A 21,564-nucleotide genomic window follows, 5' to 3' on the forward strand; every position below is an offset into this window, starting at 1 on the left:
ACCGAAGTGTCGAAGGTGCTGTCCGTCTTCACCTCCGTGACCGGCCCGGTCTCCTCGGTGGCGACCGCGTACTACTACGCGAAGTAAGGGCGGGACGACTTCCTCAACAGCGGCGGAAAACAATCGCGTTTCGCCGCGGCCTCGCGTATGGGCTTTGCGTGCGGTGCGGGAGCGCGTGTACGGAGCCGCATCCCGCCCTCGTCGGTGGCTGCCTCGCGCAAGGATGCCTAGAAGAGCCCGATGAAGATCGGACGCGTCGTCTCCGCCCGCGGGCTGTTCCGGCCCCCGCTATTCTCCCTGAGCCTGTGTCTCGCGCTCCTGTCGGCCGGGCCGGCTTCGGCCGATGTCGTGGTCGGCGTCGCGGTTCCGCGCTCGGGCCCCTACGTCGCCGTGGGCGAGCAGGTGCTGCGCGGCGTCGAGGCCGCGGCCCGGGACGCCAACGCCATGGGCGGCCTCGATGGCCAGCCCGTGACCCTCGACGTGCAGGACGATGCCTGCGACTCGAACACCGCCACCGCGGTCGCCAACCACTTTGTGCGCGCCAAGGTCCGCCTCGTCGTCGGGCATGTCTGCTCGAACGCCTCGATCGCGGCCTCCGACATCTACGCGCAGAACGGCGTGGTGATGATCAGCGCCGCCTCGGTCTCGGCGCGGTTGACTGACCGGGGGCTGCAGAACGTCTTCCGCGTCTGCGGCCGTGACGACGACCAGGCCCGGCTCTCGGCCGCCGTGCTCGCCGAGCGGTTCCGCGACCGCAAGATCGCGCTGATCCAGGACCCGACCCCGGCCTCCCGGACGCTGGCGGCGGCCACCAAGGACAACCTCAACCGGATCGGCATCAACGAGACCTTGTCCCTGTCGTTCGCGCCGAGCGACGCCGACGATGCCGCCCTGGTGGACCGGCTCAAGGGCGCGGGGATCGAGGTTGTGTATTACGGCGGCGACGCCACCGAGATGGGCCGCCTGGTGAAGGTCGCGGCCGATCGCGGCTACCGCCCGCAATGGTTCGGCACCTCGGCGATCGCGACGCCGGACTTCGCCAAGGTCGCGGGCTCGGCCAGCAACGGCGTGCTGATGACCTTCTACCTCGATCCGAGCCGCCAGCCCGCCGCCGCCGCCGTCGTTAAGGCGTTCAAGGCCGAGGGCGGCGACCCCACCGGCTCGACGATCTACGGCTATGCCGCCCTGCAGGCCCTGGTCGCGGCCGGCAACTTCGCCCATTCCGCCGAGCCGAAGCCGATCGCCCAGGCGCTCCATACGGAGCGGTTCGACCTCGTACTCGGCACGGTGGGGTTCGATTCCAAGGGCGACGTCACCGCCCAGGGCTACGTGCTCTACGTCTGGAAGGACGGCAGCTTCACGCCCGCCGGCAAGTGAGCGCTCGGTTCTGACGCGCGCCCGACGGCGCCCTAACCCCGCTCGGCGGCATCGACCTCGGCGCCGCGCCCCAGCCCGCGCAGCAGCTCGGCGAGATGCGGCCGCACCCGCAATTGGAGCGCGTGGAGCTGGCGGACCGCCTCGCTGAGGCGGCCCTCGCGGCCGAGCATGGCGTCCGCGAAGCCGATCATCCGGGCGTTGGGCCAAGCCGGCTCGCGCACGGCGTGGAGGCGCGCGACCAGGGCGTCGGGGGATGTCTCCGGCTCGGCCTGGGCGAACAGCATCAGCAGCGCCGCCGTGGAGCGCGACAGGCCGTAATGGCAATGGACCAGGAGATGGCCGGCGCCGTCGAGATCGCGCCCGAAGGCCAGGATCGCCGCGACGTGCTCGGGCTCGGGCGGGACGAGGCCGTCGCCCGGCCCGAGGCAATCGTGGAAGTGCAGGGTCGTGCGGGCATGGGCCCCGTAGGTGCCGAAGGCCTCCGGCTCGGGCGTGCCGGGATCGAGCAGGGACAGGACGTGCGTGACCCCGCTCCCGCCATGGCCCGCCAGCTCCTCGAGGCCGCAGACGGTGTGCAGGGTGAGGTCGGGGAGGGGCGCTTCGGGGAAGGGCGCTTCGGGCTCGGATCGCATGGCCGGGCGCCTAACACGGGCGATCGGCGGTTTCGAGGCGCCATGGCGCCACGGCGGCGCCATCCGGAGACGCTTTCGAGAATGGGCGCGGACGTGCTACCTGCGCGCCGGCCGGATTGGACACGCTCAGACGAGATGCCGTTGGACGAGCCTCATACTGCGCCCCCACGCGCTGCCGGACCGCGCCGCCGCGCGGTGCTGACCGCCGGCCTCGGCGCGGCGATCACCGCGCCTCTGGCCGCGCCCGCCCGGGCCCAGGGCGCCCCGGAGCTGCGCTGGCGCCTGTCCTCGGCCTACGCCAAGAACCTCGACATCCTGTTCGGCGCCCCCGAGGCCCTGAGCCGGATCGTCGCCGAGGCCACCGACGGCCGCTTCCAGATCCAGGTGCTCGGCCCCGGCGAGCCGGTCCCGGCCGAGACCCTGCTCGACGCCGTATCGGCCGGCACCGTCGAGATGGGCCACGGCCCGGCGACCCTCGGCCAGGCCAAGGACCCGACCTTCGCGCTGGCCACCGCGATCCCGTTCGGGCTCAATGCGCGGGGTGCCGCCGCCTGGTGGCAGGCCGGCGGCGCGGCGGAGCTGTTCAGCGAGGTCTTCGCCAAATCCGGGCTGGTCTGCCTGCCCGGGGGCAATACCGGCGCGCAGATGGGCGGCTGGTTCCGGCGCGAGATCAAGAGCGTCGCCGACCTCCAGGGTCTCAAGTTCCGCATCGGCGGCATGGGCGGGCAGGTGCTCGCCAAGTTCGGCGTCCAGCCGCAGGCGACGCCCGGACCCGAGATCTACCAGGCCCTGGAATCGAAGAAGCTCGACGCCGCCGAGTGGATCGGCCCCTACGACGACGAGCGGCTCGGCCTGCAGAAGGTGGCGCCGGTCTACCATTACCCGGGCTTCTGGGAGGGCGGCGCCATGCTGCACTTCTGGTTCAACGCCGAGAAGTGGAAGGCGCTGCCGAAGGCCTACCAGGCGATCCTGCGCGCGGCGGCCGCCGAGGTCGGGGCCGAGGTCCAGGCCAAGTACGATGCGCGCAACCCGCAGGCCCTGCGCCGGCTGGTCGCCGGCGGCGCCCAGCTGCGGCCGTTCCCGCAGGACGTGATGGAGGGCGCGCTCAAGAACGCTAACGACGTCTATGCCGAGATCGCCGCCAAGAACGCCGATTTCCGCCGGGTCTACGAGGCGATGCGCACCTTCCGGAACGAGGAATATCTCTGGTTCCAGGTGGCAGAATACACCTACGATAATTTCATGATTCGGGCCCGGGCACGGGGCTGACGCGACGGCTCGAACGAACCCCGCGGAGGGACGGCATGATCGGGACGCTGAGACTCGGCCTGGCACTGCTCGGGACGGCGCTGCCGCTCCAGGCGCTCGCGCAATCGCCCGCCAACCTCACCGCGCTGCGCGGCCTGGCCCCGGTGGCCCGGCTGCAGGGAAGCCCGGCGGGCAAGGCGGCGCTCGACGCCAACCTGCGGGTGACCGGCGATATCCAGACCGGTGCCCTCAAGCAGCCGACCCTGCTGCCCTTTCCCGAGCAGCAGCAACTGGCGCTGCGGGATTGCTTCATCACCGACGGCAACGCCACCGGCCTCGCCGACGGCCTCGGCACGGCCCTCGCCACCGCTTATCAGGGCCGGGCGCGCTACAGCGACTACAAAACCTTCACCAGCGTCGCGCCGACAGTGGCCGACCTGATCGGCTACACCAACAACGTCACCAAGTCGGATTCGAATTCGGGCAAGTACTTCTTCGGCAACGCCACGACCAACGGCAAGCAGGCGGTCTCGGCCGAGGCCAGCGCGCTCCTCACAGACGGCACCGTCACCGACGTGTTCGGCAAGGCCTATGGTCGGCCGGCGGGCAGCCCCGGGGCCGACCGGTTCGGCAATTCGCGCCCATTCCAGACCCTGCCGCATCTCCAGGCCTACCGAGGCGCCGATTATTTCGGCGAGGCCTCCCATTCCCTCGACTGGCTGCGCGGCCCGAAGCAGGATCTCGTCGACAGCCCGTCCTATCCCAGCGGCCACACCACCTACGGCTACACCGAGTCGCTGATCCTCGCCCTGCTGGTGCCGGAGCGCTACCAGCAGATGGTCGCCCGCGCCGCCGATTACGGCAACGACCGGATCATCGTCGGGGCGCATTACGCCATGGACGTGATCGGCGGGCGCGCGACCTCGCTCCACGCGGTGGCGCATCTGCTCGCCAACGATCCGGCCTATGTCGGCCAGATCCGGAAGAACCCGGCGGTGATCGACGCGAACGCGACCGATGCGGACAAGCGCGTCGGCGTGACCGATTACCGGGCGCTCCTGAAGGAGGCCCGCGCCGCCATGACCGACGCGCTCAAGGCCGGCTGCGGCGACACGGTGGCGGCTTGCGCGGCGCAGGATACCGGCCGGTTCAAGGACCCGGCCGCCAACGCCGCCTTCTACGAGGCGACCCAGACCTACGGGTTGCCTGTCGTGCACGACGCCACCGCCAACGCCCGGGAGGATGTCGGCAAGATCGCCCCGGAGGCCGGCCACCTGCTGACCGCGGCCTTCCCGGCGCTGACGCTCGAGGAGGCCAACGCCATCCTGGCCGAGACGCAGGGCCCGGGCGGCGGCTTCCTGGACGACGGCTCGGAATTCGGGGTGTATTCCCGGATCAACCTCTACGCGGCGGCCGGGAAGGCCGCGGCGCTGGCGGCGAGCCGGGCGGGGGCGAGCGCCGCGCGCTGACGGGCGCGATGCTCGCGAGCCCCTCTGAGGGCCTGCTTGACGTCGCGCTCTTGGCCGGTGGACGGTTCCGAGTGACGGCACTCCCAATCACCCCCTCATCCTGAGGTGCCGGGCGATCGCAGATCGCTTGGCCTCGAAGGAGCCCTCCAGAGCTCGCTGAGCCATCTGGCGCGCGCCTTCGAGGCCCGCTGGTGCGGGCACCTTAGGATGAGGTCGAGACCGGGAAAACGGGGCAAACACGGTCGTCGGCGCCTGTTGTCCGTGCTGTCAGAACACCGCGTGGTCACCGCGCTCGGCGACGGCCTCGCCCCGGACGACGCGGGCGTAGTAGGCGAACAGCGTGTCCGAGCCCGTCGAGGGCGTGGCATGGGCATCGTAGCGGCCCGTGGCCGGATCCAGCACGAGCATCGATTCCGTGGCGTAGTAGCGCCCGATGCGCGCGAGCTCGGCCTTGGCGGCCAGGGCCGGGACCCACCGCCCGAGCGTGCCCAGGACGGCGATGATCGCGTCCAGCAGCGCCACCGGCACATGCTGGAAGCGCGGCGCGCGCCCCAGCAGGGCGAACAGGTGCTCGCCCTGCGCCCTCGGGGTGATCGCCTCGCCCGGCCCCCCGATCGGGAGCACGCGATTGCGCCGGTCCCCGGCATCGATGCAGTCGGCGAGGTAGCGGCCCAGATCGTCGTCGCTGATCGGCTTGCAGGCGGTCAGCATCCCGTCGCCGAAGACCAGGAACGGCTTGCCGCGCCGCACGCGGTCGATCTGCCCCGAGAGCGATTTGAAGAACGCGGTCGGGCGCACGATCGTGTAGGCGAGGCCCGATTCCATCAGCACCCGCTCGAAGGCCAGCTTGGCGTGCTGGAAGGCGAGGACCGGCTTCTGGACGCAGATCGCCGAGAGCAGGATGACCTGCGTGACGCCGGCCGCCTCGGCGGCCTCCAGCGCGTTCACCTGCGCCCGGTAATCGATCGCCCAGGCGTCGTCGGGCAAGCCGGTGCGCGAGGCGAGACACGAGACCAGGACGTCGAACGGCTCGCCGCGGATGCCGTCCCGCGCGAGCGCGGCCGGATCGGTCACGTCCGCGACCCGCGCGGTGACGCCCGCAGGGAACGGGGCGGGGCGCCGCACGAGGCAGACGACCGCGTGACCGCGCGCCGCCAGCGCCCGCACCGTCGCCCGGCCGATCGTCCCGGTGCTACCCAGGACGAGGACGCGCCGCGGGGCCGGGTCGTGCGGCCGATCCGCCGTCACGGCACCCGCTTGCGCAGCACGAAAGTCCCCACGGCCAGGAACTTCTGCGCCCGCTTGCCGGTGTCGACCTCGGTGGTGAACACGTTGCCCTTGGAATCGACCGCGAGGTTGTGGACCCAGTGAAACTGGCCCGCCATGCGGCCGTTGCGGCCGAAGGCGCCCACCGTCGCGCCGGTGGCGCGGTCGAGGGTGCGGACCTCGTTGTTGGCCCCGTCGGCGTTGAGCAGGTAGGTCTCGTCGGCATCCGGCCACAGGGCCAGCTCCCAGACCGAGCCGTTGGCCCGGGTGTCCTTCTCGACGACGAACTCCTTCACGAAGCTGCCGTCCTTCTGGAACACCTGGATCCGGTTGTTGGTGCGGTCGCAGACATAGACCAGCCCGTCATGGGCGATGCGCACGCAATGGACCGGGTTGGCGAATTGCTGGCGCGGGGCGGCGGCCGGATCGTAGGGGCCGAGCTTGTCGTCGGTGGGCGGCTTCCCGTAGGCGCCCCACATCCGCTTGAACGCCCCGCTGTCCCGGTCGAACACGATGATGCGGTGGTTGTAATAGCCGTCCGCCACGTAGACCTCGTTGGCCGCCCTGTCGAAATCGACATTGGCGGGCTTGCCGAGGCGGCTGGTGTCGCGGCTGTCGGTCTGCGGGCCGGACTTGCCGATCTGCAGGACGAACTTGCCGTCGGGCGTGAACTTCAGGAGCTGGCCGTCCTGGTCGCCGTTGCCGGCGATCCAGACGAAGCCCTTCTCGTCGATCTGGATGCCGTGCTCGTTGGTGGGCCAGTCGTAGCCCTCGCCGGGGCCGCCCCAGCTGCGCAGCAGCGTGCCGTCCTGGGCGAATTCGAGCACCGGCGGGGCGGGCTTGCAGCACTTGCTGCGCGGCGGATCGAGGCTCGCGGCCTTCTCGTCGTCGGTGAGCGTGCGCGGCCGCTGGACCACCCAGACATGGTCCTGCGCGTCCACCGCGACGCCCGCGGCCTGGCCCAGGATCCAGTCGTTCGGCAGCGGCTTCGGCCAGGCCGGATCGACCTGGAAGCGCGGCGCATCCGCGGCCGCTGCGGGCCCCGCCAGGGCGAGCAGGCAGGCGAGCGCCGGCAGCGCGCGCGAAAACATCCTCATGGCGTATCCTCCGGCGCCTGTCCCGGCGCTCACCGCGAGCATGACGCGCCGCGCGGTCCGGGACCAGCGCTCCGGCCGCGCTTCGGTGACAGAGGCGAGCTGACAAGAAAAAAGGCCACCCCCGAAGGAGCGGCCCGAAGTCTAGGGAGGAAACGCCCAAGAAGGGCAGCGGGATCGCGACGCCATCGCCATCCCGCGCTGCACAATCTGCGCGCATCGCGAAAAATTACAAGGGCGTTCGGACAGAAAGGCTGTCCTTTTATACGGCTCAGGACGGATCACGAACCGGCTGTGTCGAAAATGTCGCAGCCGTTTCGGGGTGCCGGACAACAGATCTGATGCGCGATCGGCCGACAAAACCGGACGTAAACCTTTGAAAAACCCTGGTTTCGCTGCGCTGCGTCGGTTGCCGGCTGATGATTTCACTGCGGCATATCATGACGGCCGGCTGGACGGACGAATTCGTCGCCCGCTCTAGGTTTCCGGCCAAGTCTCTTGTGATCCAAGTGAAGAAAGCGTGCGTGCGAATATGGCGATCCAGGGCGAGCGGATCCGGGTTCTGAACGATGTCGAGCCGCGGGCGGACGGGCGTTACGTCCTATATCTCCTTCAGCAGGCCAACCGCGCCCGGTTCAACCCGGCCCTCGAATTCGCCATCGAGGAGGCGAACCGGCTCGACCTGCCGGTGATCGCCTGCTTCGGGCTGCTCGACGGTGCCAGCGGCTTCCCCGAGGCCAATGCCCGCCACTACGCCTTCCTGCTCCAGGGTCTCGCGGATGCGAAGGCCGGTCTGGAGAAGCGCGGCGTCGGATTCGTGATGCGCAAATGCGCGCCCGCCAAGATCGCCATCGACCTGGCCGAGGAGGCGGCGCTGCTGGTGCTCGACCGGGGCTACCTCGCCATCCAGAAGGGCTGGTACCGGGAGATCGCGAAGGCGGTGAAGACCCGGATCGTCCAGGTCGAGGGCGACGTGGTCGTGCCGGTGGAGACCGCCTCGAACAAGCACGAATTCGCCGCCCGAACGCTCCGGCCGAAGCTGAACCGGCTCTGGGACCCGTTCATCGCCGACCTGAAGCCCCGCAAGCCCAAGCATGCCGCGACGGACGTGACGCCCGAGGGCGAGATCGACGTCTCCGATCCGGAGGCGGTGCTCGCCGGGATGAGCCTCGACCGGGTGGTCGGGCCGGTGAAGCGCTTCACCGGCGGCGAGACCGAGGCGCGTAAGCGCCTGAAGGCGTTCCTGGCGGACGGGTTCGCGGGCTACGGCGCCGGCCGCAACATGCCGGAGGCCGCGGCCGCCTCCCACATGAGCCCGTTCCTGCATTTCGGCCAGATCTCGCCGGTGGAGATCGCCCTGGCGGTGCGGGAGGCCAAGGTCGGGGACGACGACGATCGCGGCGCCTACCTGGAGGAGCTGATCGTCCGGCGCGAGCTCGCCATGAACCACGTCTTCTACACGGAGGGCTACGACGATTACGACAAGGCGGTGCCGGACTGGGCGCGCAAGACGCTGGCCGAGCAGGCCGAGGACGCGCGCCCGACCCTCTATTCGGAAGCGCAGCTCGCGGCCGGCGAGACCCACGACCACTACTGGAACGCCGCGATGCGCGAGATGCGCGAGACCGGCTACATGCACAACCAGCTGCGGATGTACTGGGGCAAGAAGATCCTGGAATGGTCCCCCTCGCCCGAGGAGGGCTTCGCCCGGACGCTCCGGCTCAACAACCGCTACTTCCTGGACGGGCGCGACCCGAACTCATTCACCAACGTCGCCTGGGTCTACGGCCTGCACGACCGCCCCTGGCAGCGCCGCCCGATCTTCGGCACCGTCCGCTACCAGAGCGAGAACTCGCTGAAGAAGTTCGACGCGAAGGGCTATGTAAAGGCGGTGGAGCGGCTCTGTGCGGCGGAGGGGTGAGCGGCCTGTTCGGACCCAGCCTGCTCCCACCAGACCCCCTCATCCTGAGGTGCGGCCGCGCAGCGGGCGCCTCGAAGGAAGGCTCCAGTTGCCCGCGCGATCGCTGGAGGGCTCCTTCGAGGGCTGCGCTGCGCTCCGCCGCCTCAGGATGAGGGGGTGACTTGGAGATCCGCCATGCGGATGGGTCTTCTGGGTGATGCCCCATTCCCCGCGCACCACGCTATACCGCATGCTCCGGCTTTGCGGACGAAGTAGCCTGTCATGACCGAGATGCGGGACGCACCGACGACGATCGAGCCCGCAGGCTCGGGGCCGAGACGCTCCCGCTACCGCCGCTCGATCACGCGCCTGCGCTCGGCCTCGCTCGAAGCCTATCCGCTGTGGCGGGGGCGGTTGCTGTTCCTCGCCGGCGGCATCTGCGTTGGTCTGGCCGCGGTGCTGATGGCCAAGGGCGCCGACCTGGCGCAGGAGGGGTTCCGGCGGTTGACCGCGCCGTCGCCGCTAATCGCCCTGGTGCTCACGCCGGCGGGCTTCGCGCTGGCCGCGCTGCTGGCCCGGACGGTGTTCCCGAACTCGCAAGGGTCCGGCATCCCGCAGGTGATCGCGGCCCGGCACGCCCGCGATGAACGGTTCCGGTTCTCGCTGATCTCGCCGCGCGTGGCCTGCGGCAAGGTGCTGGTCCTGTTCCTCGGCCTGCTGTGCGGCGCCTCGGCCGGGCGCGAAGGGCCGACCGTGCAGGTCGGCGCGGCGATCATGGCCGCCTTCGGCCGCCTGACGCCCGACCGCCTGCCGGGGCTGCTCCTCGCGGGCGGGGCGGCCGGGGTCGCGGCGGCGTTCAACACCCCACTCGCCGGCATCGTGTTCGGCATCGAGGAATTGGGCCGGGCCTATGAGGCGCGCTCGTCCGGGCTGATCGTCGCCGGGATCGTGGCTGCCGGCCTCACCTCCCTCTGGCTGCTCGGCAACTACACCTATTTCGGCACCAGCCAGGCGGAGCTGCCGCTGGCCGCGGGCTGGATCGTGCCGCTGCTCGCCGCCCTGGGCGGCTTCGCCGGCGGGGTGTTCAGCCGCCTGGTGATCCTGTTCGCCCGGGGCCTGCCGGGGGCGGCCGGCCGCCTGATCCGGGCGCGGCCGGTGGTGTTCGCGGCGGCCTGCGGCCTGTGCGTGGCCCTGTGCGGGCTGGCCTCCCAGGGCACCGCCTACGGCACCGGCTACGAGGAGGCCCGGGCGATCCTGCACGGCGACGCCACGACCAGCTGGACCTACGCGCCGCTGAAATTCGCCGCCACGGTGCTCAGCTCGGTCAGCGGCATTCCGGGCGGCCTGTTCGCGCCGTCGCTGGCGGTGGGCGCCGGGATCGGCGGGACGGTGCACGGCCTGCTGCCGGACATGCCGGTGGGCGCCCTCGTGCTGATCGGGATGGTCGCCTACCTCACCGGCGTGCTCCAGGCCCCGATCACCAGCTTCGTGATCGTCACCGAGATGACCCAGAACCACACGATGATGATCCCGCTGATGGTCGCGGCTTTGATCGCCGACGCGGCCTCGAAGGCGGTCTGCCGCGGCGGGCTCTACCACACGCTCGCCGAGCTGATGCTGGCGCGGGCCGACGTCCCGGCCCAGCCGGTGACGAAGACCGCCTGAGCCTTGCGAAACGCGGGCCCCGCCCTGCGGCGGAGCCCGGTTCGTGCGGGCCTACGCGGCCCGCACGGTCGCCAGGAAGCGCCGGACCTCGGCCGTCAGGTGCTCCGACTGGCGCGACAGCTCGGAGGCCGAGGTCAGCACCTGGGCGGCCGCCGCGCCGGTCTCCTCGGCGGCGCCGGCGACGCCCGCGATGTTGCTGGTCACCTCGCCGGTGCCCATCGCGGCCTGCCCGACATTGCGCACGATCTCCTGCGTCGCCGCCCCCTGCTGCTCCACCGCCGCGGCGATCGAGGCCGCCACGGTGCTGATCTCGCGGATGCGGCTGCTGATGCCGCCGATCGCCGAGACCGCCTGGCCGGTCGCCGCCTGGACCTGCCCGATCTGCCGGCCGATCTCCTCTGTCGCCTTCGCGGTCTGGTCGGCGAGCGCCTTGACCTCGCTCGCCACGACCGCGAAGCCCCGGCCCGCCTCGCCGGCCCGGGCCGCCTCGATGGTGGCGTTGAGGGCCAGCAGGTTGGTCTGCGAGGCGATGCTCTGGATCATCGCCACCACGTCGCCGATCCGGGCGACCGTGCTGCTCAGCTCCTGCACCATCGCGGCGGTCTGGTCCGCGTCGCTGACGGCAGTGCGGGCGAGGTGCGACGAGCCGTCGACCTGACGGCCGATCTCCTGGACGGAGGAGCCCAGCTCCTCGGCGGCGGCCGCGACCGTGTTGACGTTGCTGGCCGCCTCCTCGGCGGCCGCGGCCACCGTCGTCGATTGGCTGGCCGTCTCGGTCGCGGTGGCGGTCATGGTCTGGGCAGTCGCCTGCAGCTCGGTGGCCGAGGACGAGACCATGCCGACGATCCCGCCGACCGCCTGCTCGAAGGCGTCGGCCATCTGGCGCATGGCCGTGCGCCGCTGCTCCTCCGCGGAAGCCCGGGCCAGGGCCGTCTCCTCCTCCAGGATCCTGGTGCGGACCAGGTTGTCCTTGAACACCTGCACGGCGCCCGCCATCGCGCCGAGCTCGTCCCGGCGCGCGGTGCCCGGTACGGACACGGCGAGATCCCCTTCGGCGAGGCGCCGCATCGCGCCCGCGAGACCCAGAAGGCCGCGAACGACGCGGACCTGCATGATCAGGATCGCGGCCGCCGCCAGGCCGCCCGCGAAGACGATGACCGCGAGGGCCGAGAGGAAGTCCCGGTTCGCGGCGGCCGACGCGGCGGTCGCACGGGCCACGGCAGAGTCGATCACCGCCATGGCGACGTCGACGATCGCCTTCTGGCCGGCGACGACGCCTTCATCCCAGCTGCTGACCGGGAAGGGCATCGGGCGCCCCTCGGAGACCGCCGCGAGGGCGGCCTTGCGCATCTCGCCCACGGGCCCGGCATAGTAGAGCTGGTCCGCCCGGTCGTAGGCGTCCTTCACCGAGGCGTCGAAGCCGTTGACCCGGATCATCCGCCCGACGAGCTGCCAGGCCGTCCGGTTCTGGGCGTCGGCGCTGTTGAGCTGCCCCCAATCGGCCGGGGTGGCGGCGCGTTCGGCGGCCAGGATCTGGCTCACGACCAGGGCGGCGCGTCCGTCGGTGGTGCGCGCGAGCCACGTCGTCGCCCTTGCGTCGATGAGGCTGCCATAGGCCGGATCAAGGGCCTGGATCGCGCGCTCGGTCGCGTCGGAGGCGGCCTCGAGCGCGGCGAGCAGGCGGTTGCCGAGCTCGTCCATGCGCTTGCGCAGGGCCGGGTCGCGGCGCGCCGCCGGCTGGTCGAAGGCCGCATCCAGGGCCCGGCGCAGCTGCCGCCACTCGCCCACGAGGGCATCGAGCTCGGTGCGCTTCGTTTGCAGGGCCGGGTCCGCCACGCTGCTCAGCTGTCCGAGCGCGATGTCGGCCGCCGCGTTGAACGGGGCGCGGGCATCGAGCGAGAGCTGGCGATGCGCCCGGTTGGTGTCGGGCTCCTTGACCAGGGCGGTCAGCCCGTAACCGCGCTCGATCCGCACTTGGGTAAGGCTCGCGAACAAGTTGCGATCGATGACCATGAAGGCGGTCACCTGATCAGCTGTATCCATTCGCGACTTGCTTTTGATGATTTGTATTCCCGCCAGACCGATCGCGAGGAGACCCAGCATCGCGACCAGAGAAATAACTACAGTTCGGATCGAAAGCGCACGCACCACCAGTACCCCTGCCTAATCGCCGGGACGATGTGTCCGAAACATATTCCGAACGGTTAATTCGCTACCGTCGAACGCTTCGCGTGCGGAACAATGATCTTCATCTGTAGTCGTGGCGCTACGTGCGGGGCGGGTTGCCCAGGTTCGTCGACTGGGCATCTCACCTGCAAGTCGAGATTCTGATGGGCAGCCGCGGCGCAGGTCTTCGGCGCGCCGGCCGCCCGATGGCTCGGCGGAATGCCGCCGTTAAGAATAAAAGGCTGTTGGAACCGCGCGGCCGCGGAACGGTCTCGCTTGCAGCCGGTTGAGCATTCGATTGTTGTTCGCCCGTGCCGCGGGCGCTTCCGGAGTGACGCGATGACCTTGCTGAAATGGGCCCTCATCTGCTTCGTGATCTCGCTGATCGCGGGCGGTCTCGGCTTCACCGGCATCGCCTCGGGTGCAGGCTCGCTGGCGCGCATCCTGTTCGGCCTGTTCCTGCTGGTCGCCATCGTGATCGTGGTCATCGCCTTCGCGGTCGGCCAGGCGGTCTTCTGAGCCGCATGGCGGATTCGATGCGGAACACGGTCTGCCTCGTCACCGGGGCGACCAACGGCATCGGCTACGAGACGGCCCTGGGACTCGCGCGCAGAGGCGCGCGGGTCGCCATCGTCGGCCGCGATCCTGAGAAGACGCAGGCCTCAGCCGAGCGGATCCGCGAAGCCGTCCCGGGCGCGGTGGTGGACCCGCATGTCGCCGACCTGTCGGCCCAGGCCGAGATCCGCCGGGTCGCCGCGTCCCTGCGCGCCACCTATCCCCGCCTCGACGTCCTGGTGAACAATGCCGGGGCGATCTTCGACCGGCGGGAGCTCACGGTCGACGGCATCGAGCGCACCTGGGCGCTGGACCATCTCGGCTACGTGCTGCTGACGCTCGAACTGCTCGACACCCTGAAGGCCTCGGCGGCGGCCGGGGCCAAGCCACGGATCGTCGACGTTGCCTCGGCGGCGCATTACCGGGGCCATATCGACTTTTCCGACATCGAGGGCGCCCACCGCTACGGCGCCATGCGGGCCTATGCCCAGGCCAAGCTCGGCAACGTGCTGTTCACCTACGCGCTCGCCCGGCGGGTGAAGGCCGACGGCATCACCGTGAACGCCCTGCATCCCGGGGTGGTCAAGACCGGCTTTGCCAAGAACACCGGCGGAGCGTTCGGCGCCGTCTGGTCGCTGATGCGCCCGTTCCTGATCCGGCCCGACAAGGGCGCCGCGACCTCGCTCCACGTCGCGACCGCCCCGGAACTCGACGGCGTCACCGGCCGCTATTTTTCGCATTCCCGGCCCAAGGCCTCGTCGGCCGAGAGCCGCGATGAATCCGTGCAGGAGCGGGTCTGGGCCCTGAGCTTGGCGCAGGTGGGGCTGGCTGGCTAGGCGAGGTTTTCGGGCGTTCCACCCTACTTGGCATCGCCTTACGCGCCGTCATTGCGAGCGCAGCGAAGCAACCCAGGGACACGCAACGGTCTGAGAGCGCGCGCTGCCCTGGGTTGCTTCGCTGCGCTCGCAATGACGATGGCGCGAGCAAGCGCCCTCACGCCGCCGCGCGCATCGCGTGGTCGGCCTGGGTCTGGATCTCGATGAACACCCGGGTCACGTCCGGGTTGCGCTGCTTCACCGCCCGGTCGAGCCGGGTCACGAGGCTCTCGACCTCGCCGGCGCTCAGGTCGTCGGCCATGTCGATGCTGACATTCACCAGGATGTCGGAGGGCCCGAGATGCTGGGTCAGGACCTCGTTGAGATGCAGCACGCCGGGTTCGGCGCGCACGAGCTCCGCGATCGCCGCCACCACGGCGGGGTCGGCGGCCTCGCCGATCAGCAGGCCGTGGGTCTCGATCATCAGGAATACCGCCATGCCGACCAGAACGAGGCCGATCCCCACCGAGGCCCAGCCGTCGAGGCTCGGCATCTCCAGCCAATGGGCCAGGACCACGCCCGCGAAGGCGATCAGCAGGCCGATCAGCGCCGCGGTGTCCTCGGCCAGAATCGTGAACAGGGTAGGATCCTTGCTGCGGCGGATCGCCCGCATCGCCGAGCTCTTGCCCTTCTCGGCCCAGAACTGGCGCATCGCCACGATCCAGGACACGCCCTCGGCCACGATGGCGAAGCCCAGGATCGCGACGTTCACCCAGATCCCCGGCACCGTGTAGCCGAACAGGTGCGCGTCCGCGTCCGGCGAGGGGTGGCGGACCCGCTCGATGCCCTCGTAGACCGCGAACAGGCCGCCGCCCAAAAAGATCATCAGCGCGACCACGAAGGCGTAGAAGTAGATCTCGCGCCCGTAGCCGAACGGGTGGCGGGCATCGGCCGGCTTCTTGGCCCGCTTCATCCCCAGGAGCAGCAGCACCTGGTTGGCGGTATCCACCACCGAGTGCACGCCCTCGGCGAGCATCGCGGTGGAGCCGGTCAGCGCCCCGCCGACGAACTTCGCCGCCGCGATGGCGAGGTTCGCCCCCGCCGCCGCATAGATCGCCCCCGTGCTCTCGTGCGCCATCCCGGCCTCCGTGTCCGCCGCGACCTAAGCGCTACCGTGCGGCGCCGGTTCCCGTGTGGACGCGCGCATGTGCCCTGTGCAAGCTGAGATCAGTCCGGAAGGCTCGGAGGAAACATGGCCGACGCGCAGTACGACCCCGACAACATCTTCGCCAAGATCCTGCGGGGCGAGATCCCGTGCCACCGCGTCTACGAGGATGCCGACACCCTGGCCTTCATGGACGTGATGCCCCAGGGCGAGGGCCATACCCTGGTGATCCCGAAGGCGCCCGCCCGCGGCCTGCTCGATGCCGACCCGGCCTCCCTGGCGGCCCTGATCGTGAGCGTCCAGAAGGTTGCCCGGGCCGTGAAGACGGCGTTTCAGGCCGAGGGCCTGACCCTGTTCCAGTTCAACGAGCCGGCGGGCGGGCAGACCGTGTTCCACCTGCACGTCCACATCATCCCCCGGCGCGAGGGCGTGCCGCTGAAGCGCCACGAGGGCGGGATGGCCGACAACGCCGTGCTGGCCGACCACGCGGCGCGGATCCGGGCGGCGCTCGAAGCGCAGTAACGCGGGGGCGCGGCTTCATCGGGACTCCGCGCCCCGAGACCCCACCCAAGGGCTTGGCCGTCGGGAATCCGATTCGGGACGCTCAGGCCGCGCTCGGCTGGGCCATGCCGCCCAGGAGCCGGCGCAAGGCGGCGTTCTCGGCCTCCAACTCGGCGATGCGCTGCCGTAGGGCGGCTTCGGCCGCGGCTGGATCGGGTCTCGCCGGGGCGGCGCCGGCGGAGTCCGTGAAGGTGACGCCGATGCCGTCCTCCCGGCGCCAGCACAGGGTCGACCGGTAGGTCCGGTCCTTCTGTGGGATGTAGAGGTCGAACACCTGCGGCAGGGTCGTGGCGTCGCTCAGGACCAGGCGGGCGCCCGAGACCGAGAGGTCGCGCACCAGGCAGTCGAAGCTCGACGAGCCGTTGTTGAAGACGATGCGGCCCTTGAGGAACACCCTCTGGCGCGTCTCTTTGCGATGATCCGTCATGCGGATCAGTTTGCCCGCCAGCTCTTAAGAATTCCTGGCGCCAATACGGTGATCGTCCCTATTCACAAGGATCAGGCGATGAAACGCCGGTCCATCGTCTGGAACAGGTAGAAGCCGTTGAAGCGCACCGCGGTGTCGGCGGCCCGGTCGTCGAAATCCAGGGGCTGCCGGCTGTCGCCGTCGAGCTTGCCCCCGAAGGTCCAGCGGCCGGCGCCGATGAAGGGCGGGACGGTGCTGGCCTCCGGCACCGCGCAGCAGAGGCCTTCGACGGCCTTGAGCTGGAACAGGTTGTAGCTTCGCATCGGAGTCCCTCCGCTTGGCCGCCCCGACCGTCGAACCCGTCCAATACCAGATCTGGTACCGGGCAGATTCGCCTTGACCGTGCTCATAATGGCACAATCGGTCGAGTTTGTGACGGTCAAGTTTCAGGGACGTTTCGGGTCAGCTCCTCGATCCAGATCCGCGCCGAGCCGTCCGACGGCGCGCGCCAGTCGCCGCGGGGCGACAGCGAGCCCCCGGCCGAGACCTTCGGGCCGTTGGGCAGGGCCGAGCGCTTGAACTGGCTGAAGCCGAAGAACCGGTTGAGGAACACCCCGAGCCAGCGCCGGATCTCGGGGAGGTCGTAGGCGACCCGCTTGGTCTCGGGGAAATCCGGCGCCCAGTGGCCGCGGGTTTTGTCGCCCCATGCATGCAGCGCCAGGAAGGCGATCTTGGAGGGCCGGAACCCGTAGCGCAGCGTGTAGAACAGGTTGAAATCCTGCAGCGCGTAGGGGCCGATCGTGGCCTCGGTGCTCTGCGGGCTGTCGTCCTGGTCCACCGGCACCAGCTCGGGGGAGATCTCGGTGTCGAGAATCGCCTGCAGCGTGTGGCTCGCCTCGGGCCCGACCTCGCGGTTGCTGATCACCCAGCGGATCAGGTGCTGGATCAGGGTCTTGGGCACGCCGGTATTGACCGCGTAGTGGCTCATCTGGTCGCCGACGCCGTAGGTGCACCAGCCAAGCGCCAGCTCCGAGAGGTCGCCGGTGCCGATCACCAGGCCGCCCGCCTGGTTGGCCAGGCGGAACAGGTAATCGGTGCGCAGGCCCGCCTGCACGTTCTCGAAGGTCACGTCGTAGACCGCCTCGCCCCGCGCGAACGGGTGGCCCATATCGGCGAGCATCTGCTTGGCCGCCGGGCGGATGTCGATCTCGGCGGCTTTGCAGCCGAGCGCCTTCATCAAGGCGTGGGCGTTGGTCTTGGTGGCGTTCGAGGTGGCGAAGCCCGGCAGCGTGTAGGCCAGGATGTCCGAGCGCGGATAGCCCAGGCGGTCGAACGCCTTGGCGATCACGATCAGCGCGTGGGTCGAATCGAGGCCGCCGGAGACGCCGATCACCGCCTTGCGGGTGCCCGTCGCCTCCAGCCGCTGGGCGAGGCCGGCCACCTGGATGTTGTAGGCCTCGTAGCAATCCTGGGCGAGGCGGGACGGGTCGGCCGGCACGAACGGGAAGCGCTCGATCCGCCGGATCAGCCCGAGATCCTGTTCGGGCGGGTCGAGCCGGAAGGGGACGCGGCGATAGGGGAGGGGGGCGCTGCCGGTGCTGTCGTCGAAGCTGCCGGCCTGGAGCCGGTCCTGCGCGATCAGGTCGAGGTCGATATCGGCCAGCGTCGCCAGCGGGCCGGTGGGGAAGCGCTGGCCCTCGGCCAGCCGCACGCCCAGCTCGTCGATGCTGGTCTGCCCGTCCCAGGACAGGTCGGTGGTCGATTCACCCTGGCCGGCGGCGGCGTAGACGTAGGCGCAGGCGCCCCGCATCGCGGCCGCGCGGGAGAGCAGCGCCCGCGACTCGGCCCGGCCGACCGTGATCGGGCTGCCCGAGAGGTTGGCGAGCACCGTGGCGCCGGCGAGCGCCGCCCGCATGCCGGGCGATTCCGGAACCCAGAGGTCCTCGCAGATCTCGACCCCGACCACGAAGCCGGGTAGGTCCTCGGCGGGAAACAGCAGGTCGGTGCCGAACGGCGCCTCGTGGTCCGCGACCCGGATCGTCTCGCCCAGGATCCCGGCTCCGGAGGCGAAATGGCGCTTCTCGTAGAATTCCCGGTAATTCGGCAGGAAGGTCTTGGGGACCACGCCGAGCAGCCGCCCGCCCTGGATCGCCAGGGCGCAATTGTAGACCCGGTGGCGCCAGCGCAGGGGCGCCCCGACCAGCAGCAGCGGCCGCAAGGTCGCCGATTCGGCGATCACCCGGGCGGCGGCGGCCTCGACCGCGTCGAGCAGGGTCTGCTGGAGCAGCAGGTCCTCGATCGCGTAGGCCGAGAGCCCGAGCTCGGTGAAGACCGCCAGCGCCGCCCCGGCCTCGTGGCAGGTCCGGGCGAGGTCGAGCACCGTGTCGGCGTTGCGGGGGGGATCGCCCGGATGGCTGCGCCCGGTGCAGGCCGCCACCCGGGCGAAGCCGTGACGGTACAGGGACCGGAAGCGCGCCTTGAGGTCGGCGGAAGGCTCGGAATTGGGCTGGGTCACGGGCGCCTGTCCGGGTGAGGGGTGGCTGCCGGTATCATATGGTGCGCCGCGGGGCTCCGGCGACGCGTACCCGTCCACCGTCATTGCGGGCGCAGCGAAGCAACCCGGGGATCCGCCACCTGCGGGACACGCGCGCTGCCCTGGCTCGCTTCGCTCTGCTCGCAATGACGGTGTTGGATTGGCCCCCGCTCACCCCGGGGAACAGGCCGAAAATCCCAACGTGGTTGCCGGTCCGAGGGGGCGCGACAAGCCTCCGTTAACGACAATTGGCCTAACTCGGGGCAGCCCGCCGACCACCGGCGGATCCCTGTTTCGAGTATCGTTCGAGAACCCATGCGCGCATCGGGACGGCCTCCGTACTCTCATCGTGATCCTGCCCGCCCGGTCCGCGGCGGCGACCGTTCGGGCCTGTCCCTCGGCGCCCTCGCGCACCGGCTGATGGCCTTGCGGGCGAGTCTCACCCGTCGCCTGTCCGGCTCCCCGGCCGGGCTGCCCGCCCGTCCGGCCTACGGCGTTCCCGGCCGCCGGGCGGAGCCGAGCTGGCTGACCGCGCCGGCCGCCATGGTCGGACGCGAGGGCTTCGAGCGCGGGCCGCGCGCCAGCGCCTCGGCGCCGCCCGAGCATGTCTGGCCGGACCAGGTGTTCGACGACCGGGCGAGCCTCGACGCCCTCGACGAGCCGCGCTTCGAGAGCCGGATCGACCGCAGCGCCTCGACCCCCGGCGTGCTGGTGCGCCAGCCCCGCCGGCCCGCCGCGATCGCCCCGGAGGGCGCGCTTCCCGCGGCCCCGGTCCAGGCCGCTGCCCCGGCGGCGCGCTGGACCCGCACCCCCGATTCGGTCCTGCAGGAGCGCCGCCAGCGCGCCCTGGAAGCCGAGCGCGTCGCCCTGGAGCGCGCCCGCGCCGAGGCGCAGGCGGCCGCGCTCGCCGTCGAGACCGAGCGGGCCGCCCGCGAGCAGGAGGCCCGGGAGCGGGCCGAGCGCGAGCAGGCCGGGCAGGCGCGGCTCGAGGCCATCGCCGCCATGCCGGCGGTCGCGATGCCCGAGGCCGTGCCGACCGAGATCGCGGAGGACGGGGAGGCGGTGCCGCTGTGGCGCCAGCCCTTCGTGGCGCCCCCCGGCGTCCGCTACTTCCGCACCCCGGACCGCCGCCCGGTGCGGCCGAGCGTCGAGCTGGCCAACTCCACGGCGGCGATCGCCCCGGTTGCGGTCGCGGAGGCGGTCCTTGCTGAGGCCCCGGTCCAGGCTTCGGCCGAGGCCCCCGCCCGCGATTGGTCCGACCTGCCGGATTGGTCCGAGGCCCAGCCCTGGTTCGACGGCAGCGACTGGAACGTAGGCGACTGGTCGTCCGTGGAGGCCTGGGCCGCGCTGGCGTCCCAGCCCGCCCATGCCGGCCTCGAGGCGGCGCTCGCCGCCGCACCGGTGATCGAGGCGGCCGACGCCGTCGCCGACCTGCCGTCGGTCGAGCCCTTCATCCCGCCGATGCAGGACGCCGCGAACCCGCAGCCGCCGCGGCCGGTCTACGTTCTCGACAGGCTCGTGCGGTTCGACCAGCCGCCGCGACCCGCCGACGGGCAGGATAACGGCCAGACCGACGGCCAGCCTTCGGACCTTCAGGCCGACGCGAGTGCCGCGATCCGCGACGCCTTCCTGCCGGCCAAGCCCGCCCTGGCGCTGGTCTTCGGCCCCGGCAGCGCCGCGACCGAGCCGCCGGCTGCCGCGACGCCGTCGGCCGCCGCGCCCCGCCGCGCTCCCGCACTCTGCGCCATGGCCGCCCGGGCGGCGATCCGCGCCGCCGGCCAGCCGAGCCTGCCCACGCCGGCGGTCCCGGCCGCGCCGGAGCCCGAGCCTGCGCTTCAGCCGGAGACGGCTGCCCCGATGGGAGCCGACGTTGCTCGGTCCGCCTCTGAGGCCGACCGGGTGGTGATCCCGATGACTCCGCGCACGGTCCTGCTGCGCGGCAAGCTGGCGCCGCAGCCCGAGCCCGCCCCGGCGGAGCCCGAGCCCGTGCAGGACGAGCCGGCTTTCGAGGAACCCGTCCTCGCGGCGGCCCCCGCGCCGGAGCCGGTCGAGGCGCCCGCCGCCCAGCCGGTCGAGGCTCCGCCCGCCCCGGCCCTGCCGATGGTCGCCCCCCGGGCGCACCTGATCCCGGCCGGCCGCCATCTGGAGATCGCCAGCGTCGAGAACGCCGATTACGAGCTGCCCTCGCTCAGCCTGCTCGCCCTGCCGGACGAGAGCGGCGCCGAGGAAGTTGACGCCGACGTGCTGGAGCAGAACGCCCTCAACCTCCAGCAGACGGTGCAGGATTTCGGCGTGCGCGGCGACATCCTGGCGGTGCGCCCCGGCCCGGTCGTGACCCTCTACGAGCTCGAGCCGGCGCCCGGCACCAAGTCCAGCCGCGTGATCGGACTGTCGGACGACATCGCCCGGTCGATGTCGGCGGTCTCGGCCCGCGTGGCGGTCGTCCCCGGCCGCAACGTCATCGGCATCGAATTGCCGAACGAGACCCGCGAGACGGTCTATCTCCGCGAGCTGCTGTCGGCGCCTGACTTCTACGAGAGCAAGCACAAGCTCGCCTTGTGCCTCGGCAAGAACATTGGCGGCGAGCCGATCATCGCGGACCTCGCCCGGATGCCGCACCTGCTGGTCGCCGGCACCACCGGCTCGGGCAAGTCGGTGGCGATCAACACCATGATCCTGTCGCTGCTCTATCGGCTGAAGCCGGAAGAGTGC

At 71.0% G+C, this 21,564-nt stretch carries 17 protein-coding genes; 9 read left to right on the plus strand and 8 right to left on the minus strand.

The features are described 5' to 3' along the window. The first annotated feature begins 240 nt into the window (after positions 1-240). Entirely contained in the window at positions 241-1,377 is a 1,137-nt protein-coding gene (locus tag WYO_RS21715) for a branched-chain amino acid ABC transporter substrate-binding protein (protein WP_007566519.1), read from the plus strand. Between the two features lie 32 nt (positions 1,378-1,409). Here WYO_RS21715 and WYO_RS21720 read toward each other — a convergent pair whose 3' ends face one another. Next, positions 1,410-2,009 carry a hypothetical protein gene (locus tag WYO_RS21720; RefSeq protein WP_007566521.1) on the minus strand — a complete coding sequence of 200 codons (600 nt, stop codon included), beginning with the start codon at positions 2,007-2,009 and terminating at the stop codon, positions 1,410-1,412. Between the two features lie 135 nt (positions 2,010-2,144). Between WYO_RS21720 and WYO_RS21725 the strand changes: the two genes are divergently transcribed. After that, positions 2,145-3,278 carry a TRAP transporter substrate-binding protein gene (locus WYO_RS21725; RefSeq protein ID WP_039903670.1) on the plus strand — a complete coding sequence of 378 codons (1,134 nt, stop codon included), beginning with the start codon at positions 2,145-2,147 and terminating at the stop codon, positions 3,276-3,278. Between the two features lie 35 nt (positions 3,279-3,313). Continuing rightward, positions 3,314-4,726: a phosphatase PAP2 family protein gene (locus WYO_RS21730; protein WP_007566525.1), complete on the plus strand. Its 1,413-nt coding sequence runs from the start codon at positions 3,314-3,316 to the stop codon at positions 4,724-4,726. Positions 4,727-4,993: 267 nt separating this feature from the next. Here the strand turns inward: WYO_RS21730 and WYO_RS21735 are convergent, their stop codons facing one another. Beyond that, positions 4,994-5,974: an NAD(P)H-binding protein gene (locus WYO_RS21735; RefSeq protein WP_007566526.1), complete on the minus strand. Its 981-nt coding sequence runs from the start codon at positions 5,972-5,974 to the stop codon at positions 4,994-4,996. Next, a complete protein-coding gene (locus tag WYO_RS21740) occupies positions 5,971-7,089 on the minus strand; it encodes a hypothetical protein (RefSeq protein WP_007566527.1) in 1,119 nt (372 codons plus the stop codon). Before WYO_RS21740 ends, WYO_RS21735 begins: the two co-directional genes overlap by 4 nt. A 529-nt stretch (positions 7,090-7,618) precedes the next feature. On the opposite strand from WYO_RS21740, the gene WYO_RS21745 reads away from it, so the two are divergent. After that, on the plus strand, positions 7,619-9,007 hold the full coding sequence (locus WYO_RS21745; protein WP_007566528.1) for a deoxyribodipyrimidine photo-lyase: 1,389 nt from the start codon (positions 7,619-7,621) through the stop codon (positions 9,005-9,007). Between the two features lie 261 nt (positions 9,008-9,268). Further along, on the plus strand, positions 9,269-10,651 hold the full coding sequence (locus WYO_RS21750; RefSeq protein WP_007566529.1) for a chloride channel protein: 1,383 nt from the start codon (positions 9,269-9,271) through the stop codon (positions 10,649-10,651). A 51-nt stretch (positions 10,652-10,702) separates the two neighbouring features. Here WYO_RS21750 and WYO_RS21755 read toward each other — a convergent pair whose 3' ends face one another. Beyond that, on the minus strand, positions 10,703-12,694 hold the full coding sequence (locus WYO_RS21755) for a HAMP domain-containing methyl-accepting chemotaxis protein (protein ID WP_244424259.1): 1,992 nt from the start codon (positions 12,692-12,694) through the stop codon (positions 10,703-10,705). A gap of 462 nt (positions 12,695-13,156) precedes the next feature. On the opposite strand from WYO_RS21755, the gene WYO_RS21760 reads away from it, so the two are divergent. Further along, complete coding sequence (locus tag WYO_RS21760) at positions 13,157-13,336, plus strand: DUF1328 domain-containing protein (protein WP_007566531.1); 180 nt, start codon at positions 13,157-13,159, stop codon at positions 13,334-13,336. 17 nt (positions 13,337-13,353) lie between these two features. Beyond that, the gene (locus WYO_RS21765) at positions 13,354-14,208 is read left to right on the plus strand and encodes an SDR family oxidoreductase (RefSeq protein ID WP_007566532.1); all 855 of its coding nucleotides are present in this window, start codon (positions 13,354-13,356) and stop codon (positions 14,206-14,208) included. A 157-nt stretch (positions 14,209-14,365) separates the two neighbouring features. Here WYO_RS21765 and WYO_RS21770 read toward each other — a convergent pair whose 3' ends face one another. Further along, positions 14,366-15,325 carry a cation diffusion facilitator family transporter gene (locus tag WYO_RS21770; protein WP_007566534.1) on the minus strand — a complete coding sequence of 320 codons (960 nt, stop codon included), beginning with the start codon at positions 15,323-15,325 and terminating at the stop codon, positions 14,366-14,368. Between the two features lie 114 nt (positions 15,326-15,439). On the opposite strand from WYO_RS21770, the gene WYO_RS21775 reads away from it, so the two are divergent. Beyond that, entirely contained in the window at positions 15,440-15,874 is a 435-nt protein-coding gene (locus WYO_RS21775; protein ID WP_007566536.1) for an HIT family protein, read from the plus strand. 82 nt (positions 15,875-15,956) lie between these two features. Here the strand turns inward: WYO_RS21775 and WYO_RS21780 are convergent, their stop codons facing one another. The 3 genes from WYO_RS21780 to WYO_RS21790 form a co-directional block, all read right to left on the minus strand. Beyond that, entirely contained in the window at positions 15,957-16,340 is a 384-nt protein-coding gene (locus WYO_RS21780; RefSeq protein WP_039903674.1) for a PilZ domain-containing protein, read from the minus strand. A gap of 71 nt (positions 16,341-16,411) precedes the next feature. After that, a complete protein-coding gene (locus tag WYO_RS21785; RefSeq protein ID WP_007566540.1) occupies positions 16,412-16,642 on the minus strand; it encodes a hypothetical protein in 231 nt (76 codons plus the stop codon). A 116-nt stretch (positions 16,643-16,758) separates the two neighbouring features. Continuing rightward, a complete protein-coding gene (locus tag WYO_RS21790) occupies positions 16,759-18,918 on the minus strand; it encodes an NAD(+) synthase (protein WP_244424261.1) in 2,160 nt (719 codons plus the stop codon). A 249-nt stretch (positions 18,919-19,167) separates the two neighbouring features. Here WYO_RS21790 and WYO_RS21795 point away from each other — a divergent pair. After that, positions 19,168-21,564, plus strand: a 2,397-nt coding sequence (locus WYO_RS21795) for a DNA translocase FtsK (protein ID WP_007566543.1), incomplete at its 3' end; no start/stop codon positions are given.

It is taken from the genome of Methylobacterium sp. GXF4 (assembly GCF_000272495.1).
GTDB classification, from domain to species: Bacteria; Pseudomonadota; Alphaproteobacteria; order Rhizobiales; family Beijerinckiaceae; genus Methylobacterium; species Methylobacterium brachiatum.

Coding starts and splice junctions, on each gene's coding strand:
- WYO_RS21725 (WP_039903670.1), top strand. CDS start 2,145: ATGCCGTTGGACGAGCCTCATACTGCGCCCCCACGCGCTGCCGGACCG.
- WYO_RS21760 (WP_007566531.1), top strand. CDS start 13,157: ATGACCTTGCTGAAATGGGCCCTCATCTGCTTCGTGATCTCGCTGATC.
- WYO_RS21775 (WP_007566536.1), top strand. CDS start 15,440: ATGGCCGACGCGCAGTACGACCCCGACAACATCTTCGCCAAGATCCTG.
- WYO_RS21790 (WP_244424261.1), bottom strand. CDS start 18,918: ATGACGGTGGACGGGTACGCGTCGCCGGAGCCCCGCGGCGCACCATAT.
- WYO_RS21780 (WP_039903674.1), bottom strand. CDS start 16,340: ATGACGGATCATCGCAAAGAGACGCGCCAGAGGGTGTTCCTCAAGGGC.
- WYO_RS21750 (WP_007566529.1), top strand. CDS start 9,269: ATGACCGAGATGCGGGACGCACCGACGACGATCGAGCCCGCAGGCTCG.
- WYO_RS21740 (WP_007566527.1), bottom strand. CDS start 7,089: ATGAGGATGTTTTCGCGCGCGCTGCCGGCGCTCGCCTGCCTGCTCGCC.
- WYO_RS21730 (WP_007566525.1), top strand. CDS start 3,314: ATGATCGGGACGCTGAGACTCGGCCTGGCACTGCTCGGGACGGCGCTG.
- WYO_RS21720 (WP_007566521.1), bottom strand. CDS start 2,009: ATGCGATCCGAGCCCGAAGCGCCCTTCCCCGAAGCGCCCCTCCCCGAC.
- WYO_RS21770 (WP_007566534.1), bottom strand. CDS start 15,325: ATGGCGCACGAGAGCACGGGGGCGATCTATGCGGCGGCGGGGGCGAAC.
- WYO_RS21755 (WP_244424259.1), bottom strand. CDS start 12,694: ATGGATACAGCTGATCAGGTGACCGCCTTCATGGTCATCGATCGCAAC.
- WYO_RS21715 (WP_007566519.1), top strand. CDS start 241: ATGAAGATCGGACGCGTCGTCTCCGCCCGCGGGCTGTTCCGGCCCCCG.
- WYO_RS21785 (WP_007566540.1), bottom strand. CDS start 16,642: ATGCGAAGCTACAACCTGTTCCAGCTCAAGGCCGTCGAAGGCCTCTGC.
- WYO_RS21745 (WP_007566528.1), top strand. CDS start 7,619: ATGGCGATCCAGGGCGAGCGGATCCGGGTTCTGAACGATGTCGAGCCG.
- WYO_RS21765 (WP_007566532.1), top strand. CDS start 13,354: ATGCGGAACACGGTCTGCCTCGTCACCGGGGCGACCAACGGCATCGGC.